We start from the raw sequence: 23,920 nt of genomic DNA on the forward strand, positions 1-23,920 counted from the left end.
CCCGGCGCGCCCGGCCGGGGGCCCAAGGTCCTCGGCACCGGGAACCGGGGTTCCCAACCGGGGCCGGTGGCGGTACAGTAGGCGCCACGTCCGAACCCCGGCCCGGAACTCCAACGTGCGGCTGCGAACCGAACGCCGACTGATCCTCGCCCTGCTCCTGTGCTCCCTTCTACCGCTCGCCGTGCTCGGCGGGCTGGGGGCGGTGGGGTTTACCCGGCTGGGAGCCGAGCTGCGGAGCGCCCAGCAGGGGCTGCGCCGCGCCGAGGCGCGCGAAACCGCGGTGGCAGCCGCGTTCCGAGCGACCGACCGGGCCTCGGCCCTGCTCCAGCGGGCGCTGGCGGACGTGCGCAGCCTCGCGGCCCTGCCCCCCTCGCCGCGGGCGTACGAGGAGTTCTGCCGCACCCACCTGGCCCCGGTCCGCACCGCCTCCGGCCGGGACGCCCCCGTGGTCTGGCCCCCCTTGTACCGCCGGGCCGGGTACGCCCCCTTGGCGCCGAGGGCCGGCTTCGTCTCCGCCCCGTTCGCGCTCCCCACCCCCGTGCCCCCCGAACCGCCGGGCCCTGGCGACGATCTGCCGGCAGGGGGCCGGATCCGGGTCGTGGCGGGCCGAGCCCCTGAGGGGCGGCTCCCCCGGGTCGAGCGGCTGGTCGCCGAGGTGTGGCGGTTCGATCTCCCCGATCCCGGCCGGGTGTGGGCGGAGCTCGACCTCCGGCACCTGGAGCACGCCCTCGGCGCCTCCCGGGGCCGAATCGGTCTCGTGCTGTTCGACGCCGCCGGGAATCCGTGCTGGTTGGGCTCGCTGGAGCCCCCCGCGGAGGTGGTGACCCGGCTGACCGGCCCGGCCGCCTCCGGCCCCGAGTCCATGCGGGCGGGGGCCGTGGAGTGGGTGCAGGCGGGCGGTCAGGGGCTCGCCCTGGCCGCGTTCAACCCCTTCCCCGGCACCGCCCAGGCCAAACCCGCCGGGTTCGTGCTGGCCGCACCCGCCTCGGTGCCGCCCCCGGCCTCGGACCGGGCCCTGGAGGACCTGGCCCGCCGTTACGCCGGGTACGCGGGCCTGCTGACCCTGGCGACCGGCTTGGTGATCGCGGTGGTGGCCGTGCTGGTGGGCCGGCGGGCCGTCCGGCCCTGGGTCCGGCTCAGGGAGCGGCTGTCGGCGTTCGCACCGGAGCGGGTCGAGGAGACCGACGAGGTGTCGGCCATCGCCGACACCGTGGATCACCTGGCCCAGGAGATGCGGCGCAGTGCCGGCCGGCTGCGGGAGACCGAGAGCCGGCTCGGGGAGTTCCTGGAGATGACACCGGACGGCATCGGGGTGTTCGAATCCACGGGCCGTGTCCTCCACGCCAACCGGGCCCTGTGCCAGATGCTCCGGCGCCCCCCCCGGCAGATGCAGGACCTGAGCGTCTCGGAGGTCCTGGAGGAACCCCGGGCCTGGCCCGCCCTGTTGGCCCGCCTGCGCCAGAGCAACCGGCTGCGCAACTACGAGCTGCCCCTCCGCCGGGCCGACGGCACCCGGATCGACGCCCTGTGGAGCGCCCGGCTGGCCCTTGTAGAGGGCCGGGAGCAGATCGAGGCGGTCATCCGGGACGTGTCGGAGATCAAGGAGGCCCAGGAGCGCGACCGCGAGAAGACCGAGACCCTGTTCCGGGTGTACGGGGAGCTCCACCGGGCGCGGGAGGCCCTGCGGCAGGCGTACCAGAAGGCCGAGGAGACGGTCCACGCCCGCACCAAGGAGCTGGAGGCCTCGTACCAGACCCTCCAGGCCACCGAACGGGTCCGCACCGAGTTCCTCATGCAGATGAGCCACGAGCTGCGCACCCCCTTGAACTGCATCATCGGCTACTCCGAGGCCATGATCCAGGGGCTCGACGGCCCCCTGACCCCGGACCAGGCCCAGAGCCTGGCGCGCATCGCGGACAGCGGACGCCGGCTGCTTCGCCTGATCGAGAACATCCTGGACCTCTCGCGGATCGAGGCCGGCCGGCTGGAGATCGCGCCGTGCCCCGTGCGGGTGGAGACCGTGGCCGAGGCCGTGCTCCACCAGGCCCGGACCCTGGTGGGGGATCGGCCGGTGGCCCTGGAGTTCCGTACCCATCCCCACACGCCCCAGGCCTGGGCCGACCCGGACCGGCTCACCCAGGTCCTGTTCAACCTGGTGGGCAACGCCATCAAGTTCACCTCCCAGGGCCGGGTGTGGGTGGAGATCCGGCCGGCCGGGGCCGGGCGGGTCGAGGTGGGGGTCGGGGACACCGGGCCCGGCATCGCCCCGGACGACCGGGAGCGAATCTTCCAGAAGTTCGTGCGGGGGGCCGCCGCGGGGGCCGACGGCGCCGGCCTGGGGCTGGCGATCTGCCGGGAGTTGGTGGAGCGCATGGGCGGCACCATCTGGGTGGAGAGCGAGCCGGGCCGGGGCAGCACGTTCCGGTTCGTGTTGCCGGCGGCCGACGCCCCGATTGACGCCGACGGCCGCGCATCCGTATGATCGCCGACCTCTTCTCGGAGCCGACACCATGCAGATCGATCCCAACCGCTTCATCTACAACCCGGCGCTGCGCACCGACCGCAGGGTGCTCGTGACCGGCGGGGCCGGGTTCCTGGGCTCGCACCTGTGCGAGGCCCTGCTGGCACGGGGCAAGGAGGTCCTGTGCCTCGACAACTACTTCACGGGCCGCAAGCAGAACATCGCCCACCTCACGGCCCATCCCGGTTTCGAGCTGCTGCGCCACGACATCACCCACCCCCTGTTCGTGGAGGTGGACCAGATCTACAACCTGGCGTGCCCGGCCTCACCGGTGCACTACCAGTACAACCCGGTGAAGACGATCAAGACGAGCATCCTGGGTGCGATCCACACCCTGGGGCTCGCCAAGCGGGTCAAGGCCCGGATCCTCCAGGCCTCGACCAGCGAGGTGTACGGCAACCCCACGGTGCACCCCCAGCCGGAGACCTACTGGGGCCACGTGAACCCGATCGGGGTCCGCAGCTGCTACGACGAGGGCAAGAGGGCCGCCGAGTGCCTGTTCATGGACTACCACCGCCAGAACGGCGTGGACGTGCGGATCGCCAGGATCTTCAACACCTACGGCCCCCGCATGCTCCCCGACGACGGACGGGTGGTGTCGAACTTCGTGGTGCAGGCCCTGCGGGGGCAGCCCCTCACGGTGTACGGGGACGGCTCTCAGACCCGCAGCTTCTGCTACGTGGACGACCTCGTGGACGGTCTGATCCGGCTCATGGGGCAGGACGGCTTCGTAGGCCCCGTGAACCTGGGCAACCCCGAGGAGTTCACGATTCTGGAGCTGGCCGAGCTGGTGCGGGAGATGACCGGGTCCCGGGCCGAGATCCGGTTCCTGCCCCTGCCGGCCGACGACCCGGTGCAGCGTCGGCCCGACATCGCCCTGGCCCGGGAGAGGCTGGGCTGGGAGCCCAAGGTGCCCCTGCGGGAGGGGCTTCGGCGCACCATCGACTACTTCGACGACTGGCTGCGGGAGAACCCCTTGGACGGGCCGCGAACGCCGCCCGAGGCATAGGGGGAGAGTTTCCCAGCGGGCCCAAGGCCCAAAAGGACGATAGCCATGGCAGAATCCGTGCTGGTAGCCGGAGGGGCCGGGTACATCGGCTCCCATGCGGCGAAGCTCCTGGCCCAGCGGGGCTTTCACCCGGTGGTGGTGGACAATCTGGAGCGGGGCCACCGTTGGGCGGCCCGGTGGGGGACGTTCGTGGAGGCCGACCTGGCCGACCGCGAGGCGGTGCGGGCGGTTCTGCTGGAGCACCGGATCCGGGCGGTGATGCACTTCGCGGCCTACGCCTACGTGGCCGAGTCGGTCCGGGACCCGGGCCCCTATTACCGCAACAACGTGGCCACCACCCTGGCCCTGCTGGAGACCATGAAGGAGGTGGAGAGCGAGTTCTTCATCTTCTCGTCGACCTGTGCCACCTACGGCGAGCCGGAGCGGGTCCCGATCCCGGAGGACCACCCCCAGCGGCCCATCAACCCCTACGGCCGCACCAAGCTCGTGGTGGAGCAGATGCTCGCCGACTTCGAGGCCGCCTATGGCCTTCGCCACGTGAACCTGCGGTACTTCAACGCGGCCGGCGCCGACCCGGACGGCGAGATCGGCGAGGCCCACGACCCCGAGACCCACCTGATTCCGCTGGTGCTGGAGGTGGCCCTGGGCACCCGACCCCACATCGCGGTGTTCGGCACCGACTACCCCACCCCCGACGGCACGTGCGTGCGCGACTACATCCACGTGACCGACCTGGCCGAGGCCCACGTGCTGGCCCTGGAGCACCTGCTCTCCGGCGGACAGAGCCGGGCCTACAACCTGGGGAACGGCACCGGATACTCGGTGCGGCAGGTGATCGACGAGGCCCGGAAGGTCACCGGCCGGGAGATCCCGGTTCTGGAGGCCCGCCGCCGGTGGGGCGACCCGGCCGTGCTGGTGGGATCGAGCGACCGGATCCGCTCGGAGCTCGGGTGGACGCCCCGATACCCCGGGCTCGACACGATCCTGGAGACGGCCTGGAACTGGCACCGCAACGGCCCGCCCGGGTGACGACGGGGCCGCCCCGGCCTACTCCTCCTTCCGTCCCAGCTCCTCGAGCAGCCGGCCCGCGTCGAACGCCCACGAGCCCTTCTTCTCGGCCTCCAGGGCCTCCTGGAGCAGCGCCCGGGCCCGTTCCTTCTGCCCCAGCCGCGCCAAGGCCGCTCCCAGGTGGTATGCCACCTCGGGGTTGTCCGGCAGCCGCTCCCGGGCCTTCTCGAACTGCCGGCGGGCCCGCTCGAACGCCCCCTGGCGGTAGAACACCCAGCCCAGGGTGTCGGCCGTGAACGGGTTGTCGGGCGCCTCCTCCACCGCGATCTCGGCCAACCGCTGGGCCTCGGGCAGGGTCTCGTCCTTCTCGGCCAGGATCATGGCCAGGTTGTTGGCGGCCACGGGGTGGCGGGGCGCCACGGCCAGGATCCTGCGGTACAGGTCCCGGGCTTGGTCCCGCTCGCCCAGGGACTCGCGAATCGTCGCCAGCAGAAGCAGGCTCGACACACGCTTCGGTTGGACCTGGAGCGCCTTTTCGAGGGCAGCGATCGCCTCCTGGGCCCTGCCCTGGCTCATGCGGAACCGGGCCTCCAGTTCCCGGGTCTCCACCGCGTCCGGGGCCGCCTCGAGGCTCCGGCGCAGATACGCCTCCGCGGCCTTCTCATCGCCCCGGCTCATGGCGTGCACGGCCAGCGCGTTCAGGACCGGCGGCACCTCGCCGTTCGCCCGCAGGAACGCCTCCCCCACCCGGCGCACCTCGTCGTGACGGCCCAGCCGGTCGAGCAGCGCCATCTCCCGCAGGACCGGCTCGAGGGCCGAGGGCTCCCCCTTGCGGGCCGCCTCGTAGGCCGCCACCGCGTCGGGCCCCCGGCCCTGGGCCTCCAGGGCCTGGGCGAGCCGCAGACGCAGGCGCGGATCGTCCGGCTTGTCCTTCAGCAGCGCCCGGAGCTCCTTCTCGGCCTGCTTGGCCTTGCCCTCCACCAGCAGCGCCACGGCCCCGAGCTCCCGGGCCGTGCGGTCGTCGGGCCGGACCCGCAGGACCCGCTCGGCGGCCTGCCGGGCCTCCTGCCCGTCTCCCAGCTCCAAGGCCACCTTGGCCAGATCCAGGTTGGCGAAGTAGTGTCCCGGCACCACCGCCAGCACCCTCTGGTACGCCTCGCGCGCCTTCTGCCACTGCCGCTCGATGGCGTAGGCCTTGCCCAGGAAGAGGTTCCCGTTCACCGAGTCCGGGGCCTCGGCCACGATCCCCTCCAGGGCCTCCCGGGCCTCGGCCACCCGCCCCCGGGCCAGATCCAGCCGGGCCTGGAGCAGCCGCACGTTGCGGTCGGTGGGGGAGCGCTTCGCCAGGTCCCGGATCAACGGCTCGGCCCGGTCCGGGTCGCCCGACAGCAGATAGAGGTTGGCCAGCCTCAGGAGCACCGCCGGGTTGCCCGGGGCGAGCGCCCGAAGCTCCTCCAACGTCTCCCGGGCCCGGGCCAGGTCTCCGATCACCGAGTAGAACCCCGAGAGCGCGGCCAGGGCCCGGGTGCGGCGGGCCTGGTCGTCCCCGGCCTCCCGGAGCGCCGTTCGAAGGAGGTCCTCGGCGGCCGTCCGGTCCCCCCGCCGCAGCCGGTACAGTGCCACGGCCTCCAGCTTCTCGGGGTTGCCCTCGGCCAGGTTCCGCACCTCCTCCATCAGGGCGTCGGCCTCTTCGAACCGGTCCTGACCGGCCAACAGGTTGGCCAACGCCACCCGCAGGGAGGAGGACGGCGGGATCTGATCGAGCCCCTTTCGCAGCACCGTCTCGGCACCCTCCCGGTCCCCGGCCGCGAGCCGGATCCGGGCGGCCTCGAGCCACAGGGGCTCCCGGTCGGGGGCCCGCTTCAACGCCTGGTCCAGGGCTTCGGACGCCTCGGCCCACGACTTCTCGGCCGCCCGGGCCCGCCCCAGCACCAGCCAGGGCTCGAACCGCTCCGGCAGCAGCTCCGCGGCCTTCGACGCGTGGTCGGCCGCGTCCGAGAACCGCCGGGCCGCCAGGTAGAACCGGGCCACCTTGAGCCGGGCCTCCCCGTCGTCCGGGTCGAGGCTCACCACCTCCCGGAACTCCCGGAAGGCACCCGCCCCGTCTCCCTGGGCCAGGAGGGCCTCGGCCAGCTTCCGGTGGGCCTTCACGTTGGCCGGATCGGCCTGCACCGCGCTGCGGAGCTCCAGGGTCGCCTCGGTCGTCTTGCCCTCGGAGAGGTAGGTCTCGGCCCGCCGCAGGTGCTCGGCCGCCCGCTCCGGATCGGCGGCCCAGGCGGTCGCCACGGCCCCCCACACCCACACGGCCACGAGAAGGAGTCCATATTTTCCTTGACGCTTCAGGAGTAATCCGCTACTCATTTACGGCCTCGTCTACTCAACAATCGAAAGGAGAAACCCCATGTCGTGGAAGCCCGAAACCCTAGCGGTCCACGCCGGGCAGGCCCCCGACCCCACGACCGGGAGCCGTGCGGTCCCGATCTACCAGACAACCAGCTACGTGTTCAAGAACGCCGAGCACGCGGCCAGCTTGTTCGCGCTCCAGGAGTTCGGGAACATCTACACCCGGATCATGAACCCGACCACCGACGTGTTCGAGCAGCGCATGGCCGCCCTCGAAGGGGGCACGGGCGCCCTGGCCGTGGCGTCGGGCCAGGCGGCCGAGACCCTGGCCCTGTCGTGCATCGTGGAGGCCGGTTACGAGGTCGTGGCCTCCACCAGCCTCTACGGCGGCACGTACACGTTGCTCCACTACACCCTGCCCAAGCTGGGGATCCGCGTGCGGTTCGTGGACCCCCGGGATCCCGAGAACTTCCGCCGGGCCATCACCGACCGCACCCGGGCCGTGTACGCCGAGGCCGTCGGCAACCCCAAGCTGGACACCCTGGACATCTCGGCGGTGGCCGAGATCGCCCACGAGGCCGGGATACCCCTGGTGGTGGACAATACCATGCCCACCGCCTACCTGCTGCGCCCCCTGGACCACGGCGCCGACGTGGTGGTGGCCTCGGCCACGAAGTTCGTGGGCGGCCACGGCACCTCGATCGGCGGCATCATCGTGGACGGGGGGAGGTTCGACTGGGGCAACGGCAAGTTCCCCCACTTCTCCCAGCCCGACCCCAGCTACCACGGGCTCAACTTCTGGGAGACCTTCGGGGACTTCCCGGGGCTCGGGAACGTGGCGTTCATCATCAAGTGCCGCGTCCAGTGGCTGCGGGACACCGGGGCCTGCCTGAGCCCGTTCAACTCGTTCCTGTTCCTCCAGGGGTTGGAGACCCTGCCCCTCCGGATGGAGCGCCACTCGGAGAACGCCATGGCCGTGGCCCGGTTCCTGGAGTCGCACCCCCTGGTGAAGTGGGTGAGCTACCCGGGGCTGGAAAGCCACCCGAGCCACGAGACCGCCCGCAAGTACCACCACCGGGGCCTGTACGGCGCGATCCTCGGGTTCGGGATCCAGGGGGGGCTCGAGGCCGGCAAACGGTTCATCGACAACGTGAAGCTGTTCAGCCACCTCGCGAACATCGGCGACGCCAAGAGCCTGGCCATCCACCCCGCGTCCACCACCCACTCCCAGCTCTCCCCCGAGGAGCAAGAGGCCGCCGGGGTGAGCCCGGACTTCGTCCGGCTCTCCGTGGGCATCGAGCACATCGACGACATCCTCGAGGACCTGGATCAGGCCCTGCGGGCCGCCGTGGGCTGAGGGCGGCGGCAGCCGCAAAAAAACCGGCGGCCCGGGAATTCGCCGTTCCCGGGCCGCCGGTCGCTTTTTGGGGGGAGGGGGCGCAGACCCTGCTACAGGCGACGCTTCACGTCGGCCAGGGCCTGGAGCTTGTACTCCTCGGCCTCCACGAACAGCCGGGCCCGCTCCCGCACCAGCATCTCCTTGAACGACTCGGTCTTGATCGAGGGCAGGTTGATGTCCACGCTCAGCATGGCGGCCCGCAGGGCGGCCTCGGCCACGTAGGCGCCCACCCCCACGTCCGAGATCGCCCCCTTGTTCCCCACGGGCGCGAGCCTGGCGGCCATCTTCAGGATCTCGAGGCACACCTTGCAGATCTCCAGGGGAACCTGGGAGGCGTTCTGGGCCGCCTTCTCCATGGCCTCGTCCTTGGCCCGGTGCTGCTCCTCGGTGTCGGTGGGCATGCGCCAGGCCTTCATGAAGATCTCGAACGCCTCCATGTCCCGGGCCGTCAGGGCCTTGAGGTCCTCGATGGCCTTGGCGCATCCGTCGGCCACCTCCTGGGCCAGGTCCTGCACGTCCTCGTACCCCTTCTTTCCGAGGGTCAGGTTCGCCACCATGCTCACCATGGCCGCGGCGTTGGCCGCGACCACGGCGCTCACGCTCCCTCCGCCGGGGGTGGGGCTCTTGGAAGCGGCCTCGGCCAGGTACTCGTTCAGGCTCTTCGCATAGATCGACATGGCTCCCCTCCCTCGCCTCAGGCGAGTCCCTTCTGCAGTTTCAGGGCCTTGACCGTGTTGCCCATGATGATCGTGGTGGTCAGGCTGCCCACCCCGCCCGGAACCGGGGTGATGGCGCCGGCCACCTCCTTGGCGGCCTCGAAGTCCACGTCGCCGGTGATGGAGCCGTCGGGCTTCTCGTTGATGGCCGCGTCGATCACCACGGCGCCCGGGGAGATCATGTCGGCCTTGATCAGGTGGTCGGCCCCGGCCCCGGCGGCCGCCACCAGGATCTCGGCCCACCGGCAGGCCCCGGCCAGGTCCTGGGTGCGGCTGTGGCACACGGTGACCGTGGCGTCGCGGCCCTTCTGGAGCAGCAGCATGGCCAGGGGCCGCCCCACGGTGTCGCCCCGGCCCACCACCGTGACGCGCTTGCCCTTGATCTCCACGCCGGAGCGCTGGATCAGCTCGATGCACGAAAGCGGGGTGGCCGGCACCAGGGCCAGGTCCTCCTGGCCGCCGAGCACGTACCCCCGGTTCACGGCGGTGACCCCGTCCACGTCCTTGGCCGGGGCGATCGCGTTCATGACCCTGGCCTTGTCGATGTGGGCCGGCAGCGGCAGCTCCACCAGGATGCCGTGCACGTCCGGATCGGCGTTGAGCTTCTCCACCAGGCCCACCACCTCGACCTCGGGGGTGTCGGCGGCGAGCTCGTGCACCTCGACCACCACGCCCACCTTCTCACCCGTCTTCACCTTGTTGCGGGCGTACCACACGCTGCCCGGGTCGTCGCCCACCAGGACCACCGAGAGCTTGGGCACGATCCCCTTGGCCTTCAGGCTCTCCACCTCCTGAGCCAGCTCGGCCCGGATCTCCTCGGCGATGGGTCCTCCCTTGATGATCTTCGCGGCCATGGCTTCCTCCCTTCGCAATCCTCATGGAAAAACGCCCCGCCAGGGGCCCGAATCCGCCGTAAGAAAACACACCCCCACCCCGGTGTCAAGCGCCGCCGAAACGCCTTTTGGGTTGGCTCCTTCCCGGCGATCTCCTACACTTTTCGCTCCCCGATTCTCCGGACGGAGGCTTCCCATGACCGTTCACCTGCACATCGACCCCTGGAACGGCGCGGCCGGAGACATGCTCCTGGCCGCCCTGGTGGACGCCGGAGCCGGCGTGGAGGCGGTGATGTCGGCCGTGACCGCGGTGCGGGTGCCCGGCGTGGACCGGGTGGAGCTCTCCTTTCCCGCCGTGGAGTCCCACGGCCTGGCGGGCCGGGCCCTGCGGGTGTCGGTGCACCCCGAGGCCCAGCCCCCCCACCGGTCGGCGTCGGAGCTACGCCAGGCCGTCGAGGAGGCGCCGCTGCCCGAGCCGGTGCGGGCCCGGGCCCTGTCCGGCCTGGACCTGCTCGCCCGGGCCGAGGCGACGGTCCACGGGGTGGAGCCCGAGCAGGTGCACTTCCACGAGATCGGGGGCGTGGACACGGTGATCGATCTGGTGGGGGTGGCGGCCGCGCTCGAACACCTGGGCGTGGGCAGCGCCACCTGCGGCGAGCTGCCCCTGGGGGGCGGGTCGATCCGCTGCAGCCACGGCACCCTTCCCTCCCCGGCCCCGGCCACCCTCCAGATCCTCCGGGGCGCCCGGGTCCGGGGGGTGGACCTCGCCATGGAGACCGTGACCCCCACCGGGGCCGCCCTGATCCGCACCACGGCCGACGCCTTCGGCCCCGCACCGGCCATGGACCTCGTGGCGGTCGGCACGGGGTTCGGCACGCTTCGGGTGCCCGACCGCCCCAATTGCCTTCGGGTCTGGCTCGGGCGGCCCCCCAGGGACGAGGCCCCCGAGGAGGTGATCCTCCTGGAGGCGAACCTCGACGACCTGACGGGGGAACTCCTTGGCCCCCTGATCCCCCAACTGCTCGAGGCGGGCGCGCTGGACGCGTGGATCACCCCGACCCTGATGAAGAAGGGCCGTCCGGGCCACGTGGTGTCGGCCCTGTGCGCCCCCGACCGGGTCGGGGCCGTGGAGGAGGTGTTTTGGCGCGAGACCTCCACCCTGGGCGTGCGCCGGGCCCGGTGGGAGCGCACCTGCCTCGAACGCTCATGGGAGGCCGTGGCCACCCCGTGGGGCCGGGTGCGGGTCAAGGTCGGGTACCGGGATGGCGTGGTGGTCCAGCGGGCCCCGGAGTTCGAGGACTGCCTCGCCGCGGCCCGGGAGGCCGGCGTGCCGCTCAAGGAGGTGTACGCCGCCGTATGGAGGTGCATGGGTGACGGATTGACAACGGGCGCAAGGCCGGTATCCTGACCAAAACATCGTTTCTGCCCCTCCCAGCCACCAGCAACTCCACCATGCCCCAAAAGGCTTGGCGGCAGCCCGGGAGCCGCCCCAACCGCCGACCGTAGACCGCTGTCGTGAAGGAGGCCGACCGTGCGCATCCTGTTCGTGGAACCGTGCCCCCCCCGCCCCCACGTGTTCAGCCGAATCCGCCTGCCCCGCCTCGGCCCGGTGCTCCTGGCCACGATCCTCCGCGATCGGGGGCACGAGACCCGGGTGGTGGTGGAGGAGGTCCGCCCCCTGCGCGATGAGGACCTGGAGTGGGCCGACGTGGTGGGGATCTCGTCCCTGACCACGACGGCCGCCCGGGCCTACCACTGGGCCGACCGGGCCCGAAGCCGCGGCAAGTTCGTGTTCATGGGCGGCCCCCACCCCACGTTCCTGCCGGACGAGGCCCTGGACCATGCGGACGCGGTAGTCCGCGGGGAGGGGGACGTGACCGTGCCGGAGCTTGTGGCGGCCCTGGAGGAGGGCCGCGGGTTCGGGGAGATCGCCGGGGTTTCGTTCCGTGCGGACGGCGTGACCGTGCACACGCCGGACCGGCCCCTGATCGAGGACCTGGACGGGCTGCCCACCCCGGACTTCTCCCTGGTGGAGAACTGGAGCGGCCGGCGGGTGACCCCGGTGTCCACCAGCCGGGGCTGCCCGTTCCGGTGCCGGTTCTGCTCGGTGATCCCCATGTTCGGGGCCCGGTATCGGTTCCAGTCGGCCCGCAGGGTGCTCGAGGACCTCGAGGCGTACTCGCGCACCACGGACCACGTGTTCTTCTGCGACGACAACTTCGCCGCGAACCGCCGCCGCACCCGCGAGATCTGCGAGGGCATCCTCGAGCGTGGATTCCCGCTGGAGTGGTCGGCCCAGGTCCGGGTGGACCTGGCCCGGGACCGGGACCTGGTCCGCCTCATGGCCCGGGCCGGCTGCTGGTGCGTGTTCGTGGGCCTCGAGTCGGTGAACCCTCGCACCCTGGAGGCCTACGACAAGCGGCAGACCGTGGACGACATCCGCAAGGCGGTGGCCACGTTCCGGCAGGCCGGGATCTGGGTCCACGGCATGTTCGTGCTGGGGGCCGACACGGACGACCCGGACACGGTGCGCCAGACGGTGCGATTTGCCCGGGAGGCGGGCATCGAGACCGTGCAGTTCCTGGCCCTCACCCCCACCCCGGGCACGGGCCTGTACGACGACATGGTGGCCCAGGGCCGGATCCTGACCCGGCGCTGGGACCTGTACGACGGCCACCACGTGGTGTTCGAGCCGGCCCAGTTCACCGCCCCGGAGCTCCAGCGGGAGATCACGCGGGCCACCGTGCGCTTCTATAGCCTTCGCCGGGTCACCCAGGCGGCCCTGAGGGCCCGGTGGCTCGAGGCCGCGGTGGCGCTGCACGCCTGGCACCACGCCCGACAGTTCCGGCGCAGGGAGCGGCCCTTCGCCCGGGACCTGCGGCTGCACCTGGTGCACCACCGGGCGGGCCTGCGCGAGATCCTCGGCAGCCGCCGGGTGCGGCGGCTGGCCCTGCCGACCCTGGGGGTCCCGCCCGAGCAGCTCCGTCTGCTGCGTCGCATCGCCGAGGGGCTTCGCCTGCAGATCGTGGAGATGGCCGAGTCTCCCGAGGCCCTGCTGCGGCGCCTGGCGACCCCCCCGGCCCCGGCCGACGTGGTGGTGGTGCCCGCCCGGCCCGACCTGCTGCCCGCCGGCAGCCGCACGGGCGACCTGTGGACCACCCGGATCGGTCACGTGCCGGTACTCGGGCTCCCCTCGGACCCGGCCGCGTTTCGAAGGGCGTGCCGGAACCTGGCCCTGGGGCTGGCGCGGAGCGCCCGGCGAGGGCTCCGGGCCTACCGCAGGGCGGTGGCAGCCCCTCGCACCGGCCGGGGCCGGGGCGTTTGACACGGTTTCCGCAGCCCTCCTAGAATCCCGTAACCTTTGCGCCGCGGGGCCCATCCAACGGGGGAGCGCGCCATGGGATCGGGCATCCGAAACTGGCCGGCCCAGGACCGGCCCCGGGAGAAGCTGCTCGGCCGGGGCGCCGAGGCCCTGACCGACCCGGAACTCCTGGCGATTCTCCTGCGTACCGGCACCGGGGGAGAGAGCGCGGTGGATCTGGCCCGCCGCCTGTGGGCCGACTACGGGGGCGCGTGGCACCGGCTCGCCGCGGCCGCGCCGGGGGAGTTGGCGGCCCGGCCGGGACTGGGGCCGGCCAAGGCCTCTGCCGTGCTCGCGGCCCTCGAGATCGGTCGCCGCATGGCCGGGCGGCCCCTGACCCTGCGGGAGCCGTTCCGGGCGAGCCGCCAGGTGTACGACCACTTCGCCCCCCGGCTGCGCGGGCTTCCCAAGGAGCGGTTCTACTGCCTGCTGCTCGACGCGCGCAACCGGCTGCTGCGGGAGGAGCGGGTGAGCGAGGGCACCCTGACCCAGAGCCTGGTCCATCCCCGGGAGGCGTTTCGGGCGGCGGTGCGCGAGGCCGCGTCTGCCGTGATCTTTGCCCACAACCACCCGAGCGGCGACCCCAGCCCGAGCGGGGACGACCGGGAGCTGACCCGGCGGCTGTGGGAGGCGGGGCGGGTGCTCGGCATCCGGGTGCTCGACCACGTGATCGTTGGGGAGGGGCGTTTCTACAGCTTCGCCGACGAGGGGGAGTTCCCCCCCGTCTGAACGAGCCGCCCCCACGGACGGTTCTCCCCCATCCTCCTGAGAGAAAGGACGGTCCAGGGTCCATGCTTCGTTTCCGCATCCGGTGGCTCGCCATCGTTCTGCTGCTGGTTCCCGGGTGGGCCGGGGCCGGGGACACCCGGGTCGTGGTCCTCCCCTTCGAGGTGTACAACGCGCCGGACCTGGAGCCCCTGAGGCCGGGCCTGGAGGCCATGCTGGCCGGCAGGCTGGACGGGCCGGGCTACTCGGTCGTCCAGGGGGCCGAACCCCGACCGTCGGACTGGACCGTGCGGACCACCATCACCCGCCTCGGGTCCACCTACAGCGTGGACGGAGCGCTGGTCCCGTCGGCCGAGAGCCCGGCCGAGGGGGCTCGCTCGTACCGCACGGTGGGGGCTCCGGACGAGATCCTGCCGGCCCTGGAGGCCCTGGCCCAGGAACTCAGGGCCCATCTCACCCGAAACCTCCCCGCGCCGGCCCCGGCCGCCCCGACCCCGGCTCGGGTCCCCCGTGAGCCCCCCCCTGCCGCGGCACCGGCCCCCCCGACCACCCAGCCGGCTGCCGCGCCCCCGACGTCGGGGATCCAGGCCGCCGTGGCCTCGCCCCGGGTGGGCCCCCTGGTCGACGGCAACGCCCTGGGGCTCGCGGCGGCCGACCTGGACAGCGACGGAACCACGGAGATCGTGGTCCTGGGCGACCAGGTCCTGACCGGATACCGGGACACGGGGACCCGGTTCGAGCGACTCTGGGAGGTGCCGGTGCCCCCGGGCATCACCCCCGCGTGCATCTCGGCCGCGGACCTGGACGGCAACGGCCGGCCGGAGCTGTTCGTGGCGGGCATGAACGGCACCCAGCCCACCAGCCAGGCCCTGGAGTGGTTCGGGTCGGCCCTGGCCTCCAAGGGCGAACGGATCCCCGGCTTCGCCCGGGCGGCCGACCCCTCGGCCCCGGTGGTGCTCGTGGCGCCGCGCGGCACGGGCAAGGACCTGTTCTCCGGGCGGATCCGCACGCTTCGGTGGGGTGGGGCCGGATACGTGGCCGGAGACCCGCTCCCCCTCCCGGCCGCCGCGCTGCCGGCCAACGCCGACCGGGTGCGCCTGGCCCCCACGACGCTTGGGTGGGCGGTCACCACCCAGGGGGACCGGCTGCGGCTGTACGACGACCAGGGGAACCAGATCTTCGAGAGCGCCGACGCGGTGAAGGGGAGCCGGGTGGCCCTGCAGGGCGAGGAACGGATCCGGGACTACCAGGACCAGGACTTCTACCGGGTGCACGGCCGCACCCTCTCGCGCCTCTCCCCGGGGAACGCACCGGAGTTCGTGCTGTTCAAGAACTACGGGAGCCTCTCCCGGGTGTTCCGGCGCATCGCCTCGTACTCCCACGCCCAGCTCCTGGTGTGGCGGTGGGACGGGCTCACCATGGTGCCGGTGGCCGAGGGCCCCAAGGTGCCGGGAGCCCTGGTGGACCTGGACTGGGACCCCGCCTCCCCCGGCCAGCGGGTGTACGCCCTGCTGGTCCAGAGCGAGGGAACCCTGTTCCGGAAGGACCGCCACCGGATCCTGGTGTACGAGTTCCGTTAGGAGGCCAGGAGGCTGGGACGCCAGAAGGCTTGAAAACCGATCTGACTCCCAAGCGCTCTAAACATCACTGCGCCTCTTTGACGCCACCTCACGGCGCGGGGGGCATGGGGCCTGTTGGAGCGCCGGGCGTGGCTCCTACCGTCGCTGCATCCGCAGGGGCCTGAAGGGGCTTCCCAGTAATTTCGGTCGTCGGTCGGTGGTCAAGAAGCCGCAAGCCCTTGGGCATACGCCGGAACCTCGGGGGGAACTGCCCTGGGGTGCGGGCACCACGGACTTGACAGGGGCCTTCCGGCCCGTATAATAGCGGCCCTTCTGGCGGTGTAGCTCAGCTGGTCAGAGCAGGCGGCTCATATCCGCCGAGTCCGGGGTTCAAGTCCCTGCACCGCCACCACGGAATGAAGGCGCCCCAGCGGCCACGGCCGCCGGGGCGTTTCTCTTCGCCCCCTTCCATGTAACTTCCGCTAGGACGCTGGGAGGCTTGAAAACCTACCGGATTCCCACACGTTCTAAGCATCACCATGCCTCTTCGCCTCCACCCCTTCGCCTCCACCCCATGATCCGGGGGGCGTGGGGCCTGCTGGAGAGCCCGCCCGTCTAACGGGCCGAGCTAGCCGGAATTTCTCTAGTTTCTAGTCTCTAGCTCGCCCCGGACCAACGCACGTTACCCTTCTCCGTTGTAGGGCCACGCAGCGGCCGATGGGGGCTTCCCCCTACGCGTCGTCCCCGAGCACCCGTCGGACCTCGGCGGCGAGCTGGCTCGGCGAGACCGGTTTCGGCACCACCACGGCCACCCCTGCCTCGGCGAGGGCCCGAGGGGTCACCGCAGCCGAGTACCCCGTGCACAGGACGACCGGCAGGTCCGGCCGGACCCCGTGGGCCCAACGGGCCAGCGCCAGGCCGGTGCACTCCGGCATGGTCTGGTCGGTGAGGAGCAGGTCGTACCCCCTGGCGTTCCTCTCCAGCCGCGACCGAGCCTCGGCAGGAGAGACCACCGCCTCCACCTCGTACCCCAAGGCCTCGAGGGTCTGGGAGAGGAAGTCGGCCACCTCGAGCTCGTCGTCCACCACCAGGATCCTCTCCCCCTGTCCCCGGGGGGGCACCTGCCGCCGGGGTTCCTTCTTCCTCGACGGCGACGCGGGCTCCGGCCCCTCCTTCGCCGGCAGATACACCCGAAACGTGGTGCCCTCGCCCGGCCGGGACTCCACCCGGACCGTGCCGCCGTGGGCCTGCACGATCCCATGCACCGCCGCCAGCCCGAGGCCCGTGCCCTTGCCCACCTCCTTCGTGGTGAAGAACGGCTCGAAGATCCGGTCGAGCACCTCGGCCGGCATGCCGCATCCCTCGTCGGTCACCCGGATCCGCAGGTAACGGCCGGTCGGGAGCTCCGGATCCCCGGCGGACACCCAGTGTTCCTCCAGGACCATCTCAAGGGTCCCGCCGTCCGGCTCCATGGCGTGCCAGGCGTTGGTCGCCAGGTTCATCAGCACCTGCTGGAGCTGGGTCGCGTCGCCCACCACCCAGTCGGACGAGGTCTCGGAGCGCACCTCGAGCCGCACGTGTTTGGGAATGCTGGCCCGCAGTAGCCCCTCGGTCTCCTCCAGCAGGGTCCCGAGCCGCAAGGGGGTGCGCCCCTCCTCCCCCTGGCGGCTGAAGGCCAGGATCTGCTGCACGATCCCGCGGGCCCGCTCGGCCGCCCGCACCACCCGCCGCAGGTTCTTCTCCAGGTGGCTCCCGGGCTCGACCTCCTGCAGGGCCATGTCGGCGTACCCCAGGATCGGGGTCAGGATGTTGTTGAAGTCGTGGGCCACCCCCCCGGCCAGGGTGCCCAAGGCCTCCAGGCGCTGGTTCTGGGCCAGCCGGTTCTCGAACTCCACCTCCCGGGTCACGTCGCGCTTCACCACCACCAGGTTGCGGACCTCGCCCCGCTCGCCCATCACCGGCGACAGCGCGCACTCCTCGTAGTACGCGCTTCCGTCCGCCCTCCGTGCCCGGATCCTTCCGCTCCAGACCTGGCCCCGCTCCGCGGCCTCCCGCAGCTCCTGCACCCTGGGTTCGTCCGCAGGGTACAGCTCGAACAGGCTCACCCCCTCCACCGGCTCGTCCACCCCGCACAGCCTCCGGAACGCCCGGTTGCCGTACAGGACCCGGCCCTCCGGGTCGGTCACCGCGATGCCTTCAACGGCCTGGTCCACGGCCGCGGCCAGCCGCGCCAGCTTCTCGTCGCGCTCTGCGATCTGGGCCAGCATCCGGTTGAAGCCCCGGATCAGGGTTCCCACCTCGTCCCGGCCGCCCCCGGGGATGCGCACCGAGTAGTCCCCGGACGAGGCGACCCGGTCCATGGCGGCGGCCAGCGCCTGGATGGGGCCCGAGATGCGTCTGCGCAGGGGGATCGAGACCAACCACGCCACCAGCACGGCCACCCCCATGACCGCGCCCGCCACCCCCAGCCCCCACCACAGCCGGGCGTGGAGCTCGGCCGTGTCCACCTGGATCACGATGCGCCCCAGGGGCTCTCCCTCGAACGAGACCGTCCGGCCCACCGCCAGGGACCGCTCCGCCCACCACACCCCGTCCCCGTTGGCGCCCCGTGGGGGAGGACGCTCGGCCCGGCCGTACCGGGCGAACACCTCCCCGTGCCGGTCCAGGAGCCAGGCCGCCCGGACCTGGGGTTGGGAGGACAGCGACGCCAGGGTCCGGGCGGCGGCGTCCGGGTCGTCGAACAGCAGGGGAGCCGCGCAGTTGGCCGCCAGCACCTCGGCCAGGGTGCGCAGCCGATCCGAGGCGTGGTCGCGGTACGACCGCACCTCGCGCCAGGCAAACAACCCCACGGCCAGGGCCAGCGAGATCGTGCTCGCGGCCACCACCGCGAGCCCCACCTTCCGCCCCAACGGGAGGTCACGGAAGCGAACCACGACCCGCTCCTTCCTGCCCGACCACCCTCAGCGCCAACCGCAACACCTCGGCGCTGATCCGAAGACCCGCCGCCCTCACCCGGCCCAGGTTCACCTCGAACCGGATCTTCTCCCCCCGCCGCACGAACCCCACCATGCCCCCGCGGTCCACGAACCCGGGCTGGTCGCTCACCGTGAGCACCGGCCACCCGTCGAGCGCCTCCAGCATCCGTCCCACCGCCGGCACCGTGGCACCCGCCAGGAACACCACCCGGCAGGCCCGGGCGTCCCGGGCCGTCCGAACCCGCACCACCTCCACCGGCCGGCCGTGCACGACGCGGCCGATCAACTCGTTCCACAGCGGCCCGAACGGGTCGTCCCCCCAGATGCCGAACCGGAACGTCCCCGCCGTCGGCGGGTCGTCCCGGGGCCACCGCGCGAACCGCGCCAGATTGTACAGGTAGGCCAGCTTGACCTCCTGCTCCCGGCCGGTGCGCGCCCCCCCCGCAGGGGCGGCCGGCCGGCTCCAGCCTCCCACGAGGGCCGCGACGGCCCAACTCAGAAACCGGCGGCGGCTCATCGGCGCCCCCGGAAACGTGGCCCGAGCCCCCCCGGCGGGGCTACGGCGTCTGCCAGGTGATCCGCACATACGCACCCCGCTCCACCTCGGTGGGGATCGTCTGGATCGCCTTTCCGGGGATGAACTCCAGGTGGGACGGCTCGAGCAGGTTCTGCCCCACCAGGTCCACGCGCCAACCCCGGCCCAGGCGCCGGCCCACCCGGACATCCAGCTCCGTGTACGCGTCCACGCCGTCCTGCTCCAGACCGCCCACGTAACGGCCCCAGAGGTCCAGCTCCCAGCCGCGCCCCAGATCCATCGAGGAGCGCACCGACACCCGGTGCCGAGGGCTCCTGCCCTCCTCGTTCTCGGTGAACACGTCCCTGCTCCCGCCCTTCAGCTGGAGGTCCAGCACCATCCAGGTGTACGCCGCGTAGATGCGCCACCAGTCGGTGGCGAACCAGTCCACCGAGGCCTCGAACCCCACGGAGCGGCCCCGGGCCCGGTTGTCGGTGTTCAGCACCACGGTGCCGTCGGAGGCGACCCGGGGCTCGAACGTGCGCAGGTCCTCGTAGCGGTGCCAGAACCCGGCCAGGTCCACCGAGAGTCTCCGCCCCCACAGGAACCGGATCCCCCCCTCGTGGGCCCACAAGACCTCCCGGTCGAAGTCGTCGGTGCCCTCCAACACCATGCGCACCGGGGTCGGGTTCGGTGCCCCCCCGAACCCGGCCGCCGCGCCTGGCGGCACGAACCCCGACAGGATCCGGCCGTCCGCCTCGGCCCGGCTCGGGGTCCGCACGGCCCGGGACCACGCCGCCCAGACCGCCGCTCCGGACCCCAGCCGGCCGATGGCCCGGGCGGTGGGCTGGAACTCGAGGCCCGTGTACTCGTTGCGTTCCACCTTCGCCCCCAGCAGGAGCCGGATCCGGTCCCCGGCCAGGGACAGCTCGTCCTGGGCGAACCCGCTCCACAGCCGGTCGGTCTCCCGGCTGGACCCGAAGGAGATCACGTCCGACTCGTCGATCCGGTCCCCGGTCCAGCGAAAGCCGACCCCCCACTGGACGTCGTGGAGGTTTCCGAACGAGAACCGGTACTTCAGATCCAGGTCCCAGGTGTCCCGGGTCTCCGTGAGCTGGGGCTCGACGCGCACGGTACGGTCCAGGTACGTGCGCACCGTCAGCTCCGACAGGCCCGGGGAGACGTGGGTCCAGGTCCCGAGCACCCACCCCCCCCGGGTCCTCACCCGATCCCGCACCACCGGCAGCCCCAGCACGTCCTCCGCCCCCAGCACCCTCCGGGTGGCGTCGGCATATGCGATCTCGGCGCCACCGCGGTACACCTCGGTCTGCACCGACCACTTCTGGGCCGTTCCCACCTCGCCGTCGGCCCGGACCCCTCCCCGCAGGCCCTCCCATTCGTCGTCCGCCTCCACCCCCAGGGCGTCGCTTCCGCTGTCGCGCGCGGCGTAGCGCACGTATCCGCGGGCCCACGCCGCCGGCCCGATGGGGCCCCCGTACCGTACGAACCCCTGGCCCCGCTCCTCGGTGCCCCCGAGGCCCTCCACGGTCCACCCCTGGGTCTCGGCGGCCGACTTGGTGATCACGTTGATCACCCCGTTCACCGCGTTGGCCCCCCACGAGGACGCGCCCGGCCCCCGGATCACCTCGATGCGCTCCACGTTCTGCAGGGGCAGATCCTGGGAGTCCCAGTACACCCCGGAGAACAGGGGCGTGTACACCGTGCGGCCGTCCACCATCACCAGGAGCTTGTTGCTGAACCGGTCGTTCCCCCCCCGGATCGTGACCGCCCAGGTGCTCGCGTTGATCCGCGCCACCTCCACCCCGGGCGCCAGGCGCAGGGCCTCGGCCAGGGTGGTGGCCCCGGAGCGTCGGATCTCGTCGCCGGTGATCACGTACACCGCGGCAGGGGTTTCCGAGAGCTTCTGGGGTTTTCGGGAGACCGAGGTGACCTCGACCTCGGAGAGGGCCCGAAGGTCCAAGTCCAGCAGGGACCGGTCCCCGGCCGCGGCGGCCGCGGCCACGCTCAACAGCACGACCCCCACGCCGATCGCCCCCCACCGGACGATGGCAAACCTCACAAGACACCTCCTTTTCCGGGGAGCTCGACAACCGGCCGTTCCGACTCGTCCCCTTCGTATCGGCAGCCGGCGTCTCGGCCTGAACCCCCGGCCGGGGTTCCCGCGAAGGCCCCCGGCTCAAGGTCCGCGGCCCTTCGGTCGATCCTAGCCAGTAACGTTCTCCTCGGCGCGCCGGCCCCCTGCCCGGCCCTGACCCCGGATCCCGGAGGGATGCGTGACGCTTCGTGTCGAACTCAGAAAAGGGGGACTGGAGGCGGTTGCCTTTCTGGACGAAGGCCCCTTCGACCTGGAGGCGGCGACCCAGACGGCCCTCGCCCGGTTGCGGGAGCTGGGCGTCCAGCCCGTGCCGGCGGCGGACCGGGTCCGGATGGCCATGTCCGTGTTCGAAGGGGGCCAGCCGGTGGAGGAAGGCGTGGTGCTGGCCCGGGGCGAGCCGCCCCAGCCGGGGCTGCCGGCCCAGATCCTGCCGTTCTTCCCGGTCCACGACACCCCCCTCGACGAGGGGGACGACCCGTTCGACCGGTACCCACAGAACGTGGTGTACCCCGGAGACCCCCTGCTGCAGAAGACCCCGGCCTCGCCCGGCATCCCCGGCCGCAGCCTGCTGGGAACGCCCATTCCGGCCCAGGACGGCCGCGACGTGCCGGTGGTGCCGGGCGACGGGGTGTCCGAGGCCGGCAACGACAACACGTTCCACGCCCAAACCTACGGGATCGTGCTGTACGACCGGGGCCGGCTGTGGGTCGTCCCCGGTCTGCACGTGTCGGACGACCGAATGGAGGCCCGGCTCACGGTGGTCCCCGACCCCAAGGTGGACGAGGAGACCCAGGTCGAAAAGCTCGTGGAGGCCCTGGCCCAGCTCGGCGTGCGCGCCGGCGTGGACCGGGACGCGCTCGTGCACGCCGTCCGCCAGGCCCGGGGCGCCGGGGCCCCGGTCCCGGACGTGGTGGTGGCCAGGGGCAAGGAGCCCGTGCACGGGCGGGAGGCGGGGTACCGGCTCCTGTTCGACCCGGAGAAGAAGGTCGGGAAGGTCCTGGACGGCGGCCGCATCGACTTCCGGGAGGCCGAGGCGGTGCAGAACGTCCGGCACGGCAACCCCCTGGCCGAGGTGGTCCCGGCCGTGGACCCGGTGGACGGCTACCGGGTCGACGGCACCCGTCTGCGGGCCCGCCTGGAGCGGTTCCAAGGCCTCCGGCCCGGCGACAACACCGAGCCCGACGAGGCCGGCACCCGCATCGTCGCGGCGGCCGACGGGATGATCGTGCTGAAGGGGGGTAAGTTCCACGTGGTGGACGAGTACCTGGTCTCCGACGACGTGGACTACCGCACCGGCAACATCCGGGCCTCGGGGGCCGTGCGGATCCGGGGCGGGGTAAAGCCCGGGTTCCAGGTGGAGGCGGGCAAGGACGTGGAGATCCTCGGCGACGTCGAGACCGCCACGATCCGGGCCGGCGGCCTCGTGATCATCCGGGGGGGGATCGCCGCCGAGGCCACCGTGGTCGGCCGCAAGGGGGTCCGGGCCAAGTACGTGTTGAGCTCGCGCATCGAGAGCGACGGGGACGTAGAGGTGGCGAACTCCATCACCAACTCCCACGTGTACACCCGCGGCAGGGTCCGGGCCCTGTCCGGCCAGGGCGCCCTGTTGGGGGGAGAGATCAACGCCGCCCTGGGCATCGAGGCCCGCACCGTAGGGAGCCGGTCCGCCCAGACCCACGTGGCCGTGGGCGTGGACCTCAGGATGGCCCGGGAGATGGAGGCCATCGACCGGGAGCTCTCGGGCCTGATGGAACAGATCAAGATCCTCCAGTCCAACCTGGGCCGGGACTTCCTGAAGGACCCCCGCACCGCCCTGGCCCGCATCCCGCCGGCCCTGCGAAGGGGCAAGATCGACCTGCTCCAGAAGATGCAGACCCTCTACCGGCGCCACAAGGAGCTCACGGCCCGACGCGACGAGCTCGCCGCCCTGCAGAGGGAGCAGCGGGCCGCCCAGATCTCGGTGGTGGGCGAGATCCACGCAGGCACCCGGGTCACCTGCGCGGTGGCCTCGGTGGTGCTGACCGAGACCCTGCGGCACGTGGTGCTCTCGTACAATGCCGAGACCAACACGGTGGCCTGGCGCAGGATGTGACGGCCCCGGCGCGCGCCGCAACACGGCGGCCCCCATCGGGGGGCCGCCGTTTCCTCCTACTCCTCCTCCACGTACTTGTACCCGCTGAACACCACCGAGATGTGCCCCTCGGTCCAGAAGATGTCACGCCAGATCTGCAGGTAGACGTGGATCGCGGCCAGGGCCACGATGGCGAACCCGGCCAGGTGGTGCACCTGCCGCACGGCCACCAGGCTGCCGAACACCGCTACCGACACCCGCTCCGACAGCCCGAGGATCCACGGCCAGATCGGCACGAGCGAGTTGGCCTGGCTGAAGCTGGGCCGCATCAGGGCGAACCCCGTGACCATCTGCACGAACACCAGGAAGTGGATGACCAGGAACCCGTAGGCGTTGAGGGGATCGATTCCCGGCTCCCGAGTGGGGGGCTTGTTGCGCAGGGTGAAGTAATGGCGGAGCATGGCGCAGGCCTCGCCGAGGCGTTTGCGAAACGGCACCAGGCTGCGCACCAGCGGCTCGTCCAGGGAGAAGAAGAACAGGTAGCACCAGCTCAGGAACGCCACGTCCACGAGCATGGCGGCCACGAAGTGCACGAACCGCACGTTGCCCATCACCAGCACGTCGGCCGGCCCGGGCGCGGGCCGGAACCAGAACGGCTTGGCGATGTACAGGCCGGTCACGAAGCACGCGGCCACCGACAGCGCCAGCACCCAGTGCATGATCCGCATCATCACGGTCATGCGGCGGACTCTTCGGATCATGGCCCACC

At 72.1% G+C, this 23,920-nt stretch carries 16 protein-coding genes and 1 tRNA gene; 10 read left to right on the forward strand and 7 right to left on the reverse strand.

Annotated features, from left to right (window positions below):
* Positions 1 to 115 precede the first annotated feature (115 nt).
* From DEFCA_RS20330 to galE, 3 genes are read left to right on the forward strand one after another with little or no spacing between them, the layout of a single operon-like run.
* Positions 116 to 2,482: a sensor histidine kinase gene (locus DEFCA_RS20330; RefSeq protein WP_025322033.1), complete on the forward strand. Its 2,367-nt coding sequence runs from the start codon at positions 116 to 118 to the stop codon at positions 2,480 to 2,482.
* 28 nt (positions 2,483 to 2,510) lie between these two features.
* The gene (locus DEFCA_RS0105505; protein WP_025322034.1) at positions 2,511 to 3,530 is read left to right on the forward strand and encodes a UDP-glucuronic acid decarboxylase family protein; all 1,020 of its coding nucleotides are present in this window, start codon (positions 2,511 to 2,513) and stop codon (positions 3,528 to 3,530) included.
* Between the two features lie 45 nt (positions 3,531 to 3,575).
* Positions 3,576 to 4,559 carry a UDP-glucose 4-epimerase GalE gene (gene galE, locus DEFCA_RS0105510; protein WP_025322035.1) on the forward strand — a complete coding sequence of 328 codons (984 nt, stop codon included), beginning with the start codon at positions 3,576 to 3,578 and terminating at the stop codon, positions 4,557 to 4,559.
* A gap of 18 nt (positions 4,560 to 4,577) precedes the next feature.
* On the opposite strand, the gene DEFCA_RS0105515 is transcribed toward galE, so the two are convergent.
* Complete coding sequence (locus tag DEFCA_RS0105515; RefSeq protein ID WP_084318829.1) at positions 4,578 to 6,899, reverse strand: tetratricopeptide repeat protein; 2,322 nt, start codon at positions 6,897 to 6,899, stop codon at positions 4,578 to 4,580.
* Between the two features lie 40 nt (positions 6,900 to 6,939).
* Between DEFCA_RS0105515 and DEFCA_RS0105520 the strand changes: the two genes are divergently transcribed.
* A complete protein-coding gene (locus DEFCA_RS0105520) occupies positions 6,940 to 8,238 on the forward strand; it encodes an O-acetylhomoserine aminocarboxypropyltransferase/cysteine synthase family protein (protein WP_025322037.1) in 1,299 nt (432 codons plus the stop codon).
* Positions 8,239 to 8,330: 92 nt separating this feature from the next.
* Here the strand turns inward: DEFCA_RS0105520 and DEFCA_RS0105525 are convergent, their stop codons facing one another.
* Positions 8,331 to 8,957 carry a cyclodeaminase/cyclohydrolase family protein gene (locus DEFCA_RS0105525; protein ID WP_025322038.1) on the reverse strand — a complete coding sequence of 209 codons (627 nt, stop codon included), beginning with the start codon at positions 8,955 to 8,957 and terminating at the stop codon, positions 8,331 to 8,333.
* A 17-nt stretch (positions 8,958 to 8,974) separates the two neighbouring features.
* The gene (locus tag DEFCA_RS0105530; protein WP_025322039.1) at positions 8,975 to 9,850 is read right to left on the reverse strand and encodes a bifunctional 5,10-methylenetetrahydrofolate dehydrogenase/5,10-methenyltetrahydrofolate cyclohydrolase; all 876 of its coding nucleotides are present in this window, start codon (positions 9,848 to 9,850) and stop codon (positions 8,975 to 8,977) included.
* A gap of 175 nt (positions 9,851 to 10,025) precedes the next feature.
* Between DEFCA_RS0105530 and larC the strand changes: the two genes are divergently transcribed.
* From larC to DEFCA_RS0105555, 5 genes are all read left to right on the forward strand, one after another.
* A complete protein-coding gene (gene larC / locus DEFCA_RS0105535) occupies positions 10,026 to 11,237 on the forward strand; it encodes a nickel pincer cofactor biosynthesis protein LarC (protein ID WP_025322040.1) in 1,212 nt (403 codons plus the stop codon).
* Positions 11,238 to 11,360: 123 nt separating this feature from the next.
* Positions 11,361 to 13,154, forward strand: coding sequence for a B12-binding domain-containing radical SAM protein (locus tag DEFCA_RS0105540; protein WP_025322041.1), 1,794 nt, complete (start codon positions 11,361 to 11,363; stop codon positions 13,152 to 13,154).
* Positions 13,155 to 13,226: 72 nt separating this feature from the next.
* Positions 13,227 to 13,919 (forward strand): RadC family protein, encoded by a 693-nt coding sequence (gene radC / locus DEFCA_RS0105545; protein ID WP_025322042.1) that lies wholly within the window; start codon positions 13,227 to 13,229, stop codon positions 13,917 to 13,919.
* Between the two features lie 62 nt (positions 13,920 to 13,981).
* On the forward strand, positions 13,982 to 15,496 hold the full coding sequence (locus tag DEFCA_RS0105550; RefSeq protein WP_025322043.1) for an FG-GAP repeat domain-containing protein: 1,515 nt from the start codon (positions 13,982 to 13,984) through the stop codon (positions 15,494 to 15,496).
* Between the two features lie 314 nt (positions 15,497 to 15,810).
* Positions 15,811 to 15,887 (forward strand) — tRNA-Met (locus tag DEFCA_RS0105555).
* A gap of 319 nt (positions 15,888 to 16,206) precedes the next feature.
* Here the strand turns inward: DEFCA_RS0105555 and DEFCA_RS0105560 are convergent.
* The 3 genes from DEFCA_RS0105560 to DEFCA_RS0105570 are packed head-to-tail and all read right to left on the reverse strand — an operon-like array spanning position 16,207 to position 21,044.
* Positions 16,207 to 18,408: an ATP-binding protein gene (locus DEFCA_RS0105560; protein ID WP_025322044.1), complete on the reverse strand. Its 2,202-nt coding sequence runs from the start codon at positions 18,406 to 18,408 to the stop codon at positions 16,207 to 16,209.
* Positions 18,392 to 18,967: a YfiR family protein gene (locus tag DEFCA_RS19185; RefSeq protein ID WP_025322045.1), complete on the reverse strand. Its 576-nt coding sequence runs from the start codon at positions 18,965 to 18,967 to the stop codon at positions 18,392 to 18,394. Before DEFCA_RS19185 ends, DEFCA_RS0105560 begins: the two co-directional genes overlap by 17 nt.
* 40 nt (positions 18,968 to 19,007) lie before the next feature.
* Complete coding sequence (locus DEFCA_RS0105570) at positions 19,008 to 21,044, reverse strand: TonB-dependent receptor plug domain-containing protein (RefSeq protein ID WP_025322046.1); 2,037 nt, start codon at positions 21,042 to 21,044, stop codon at positions 19,008 to 19,010.
* Positions 21,045 to 21,258: 214 nt separating this feature from the next.
* On the opposite strand from DEFCA_RS0105570, the gene DEFCA_RS0105575 reads away from it, so the two are divergent.
* The gene (locus tag DEFCA_RS0105575) at positions 21,259 to 23,172 is read left to right on the forward strand and encodes a FapA family protein (RefSeq protein WP_025322047.1); all 1,914 of its coding nucleotides are present in this window, start codon (positions 21,259 to 21,261) and stop codon (positions 23,170 to 23,172) included.
* A 56-nt stretch (positions 23,173 to 23,228) separates the two neighbouring features.
* Here the strand turns inward: DEFCA_RS0105575 and cybH are convergent, their stop codons facing one another.
* The gene (cybH, locus tag DEFCA_RS0105580; RefSeq protein WP_084318835.1) at positions 23,229 to 23,912 is read right to left on the reverse strand and encodes a Ni/Fe-hydrogenase, b-type cytochrome subunit; all 684 of its coding nucleotides are present in this window, start codon (positions 23,910 to 23,912) and stop codon (positions 23,229 to 23,231) included.
* Between the last annotated feature and the right edge of the window lie 8 nt (positions 23,913 to 23,920).

Origin of the sequence: Deferrisoma camini S3R1 (assembly GCF_000526155.1) — a bacterium.
Taxonomy (GTDB): Bacteria; Desulfobacterota; Deferrisomatia; order Deferrisomatales; family Deferrisomataceae; genus Deferrisoma; species Deferrisoma camini.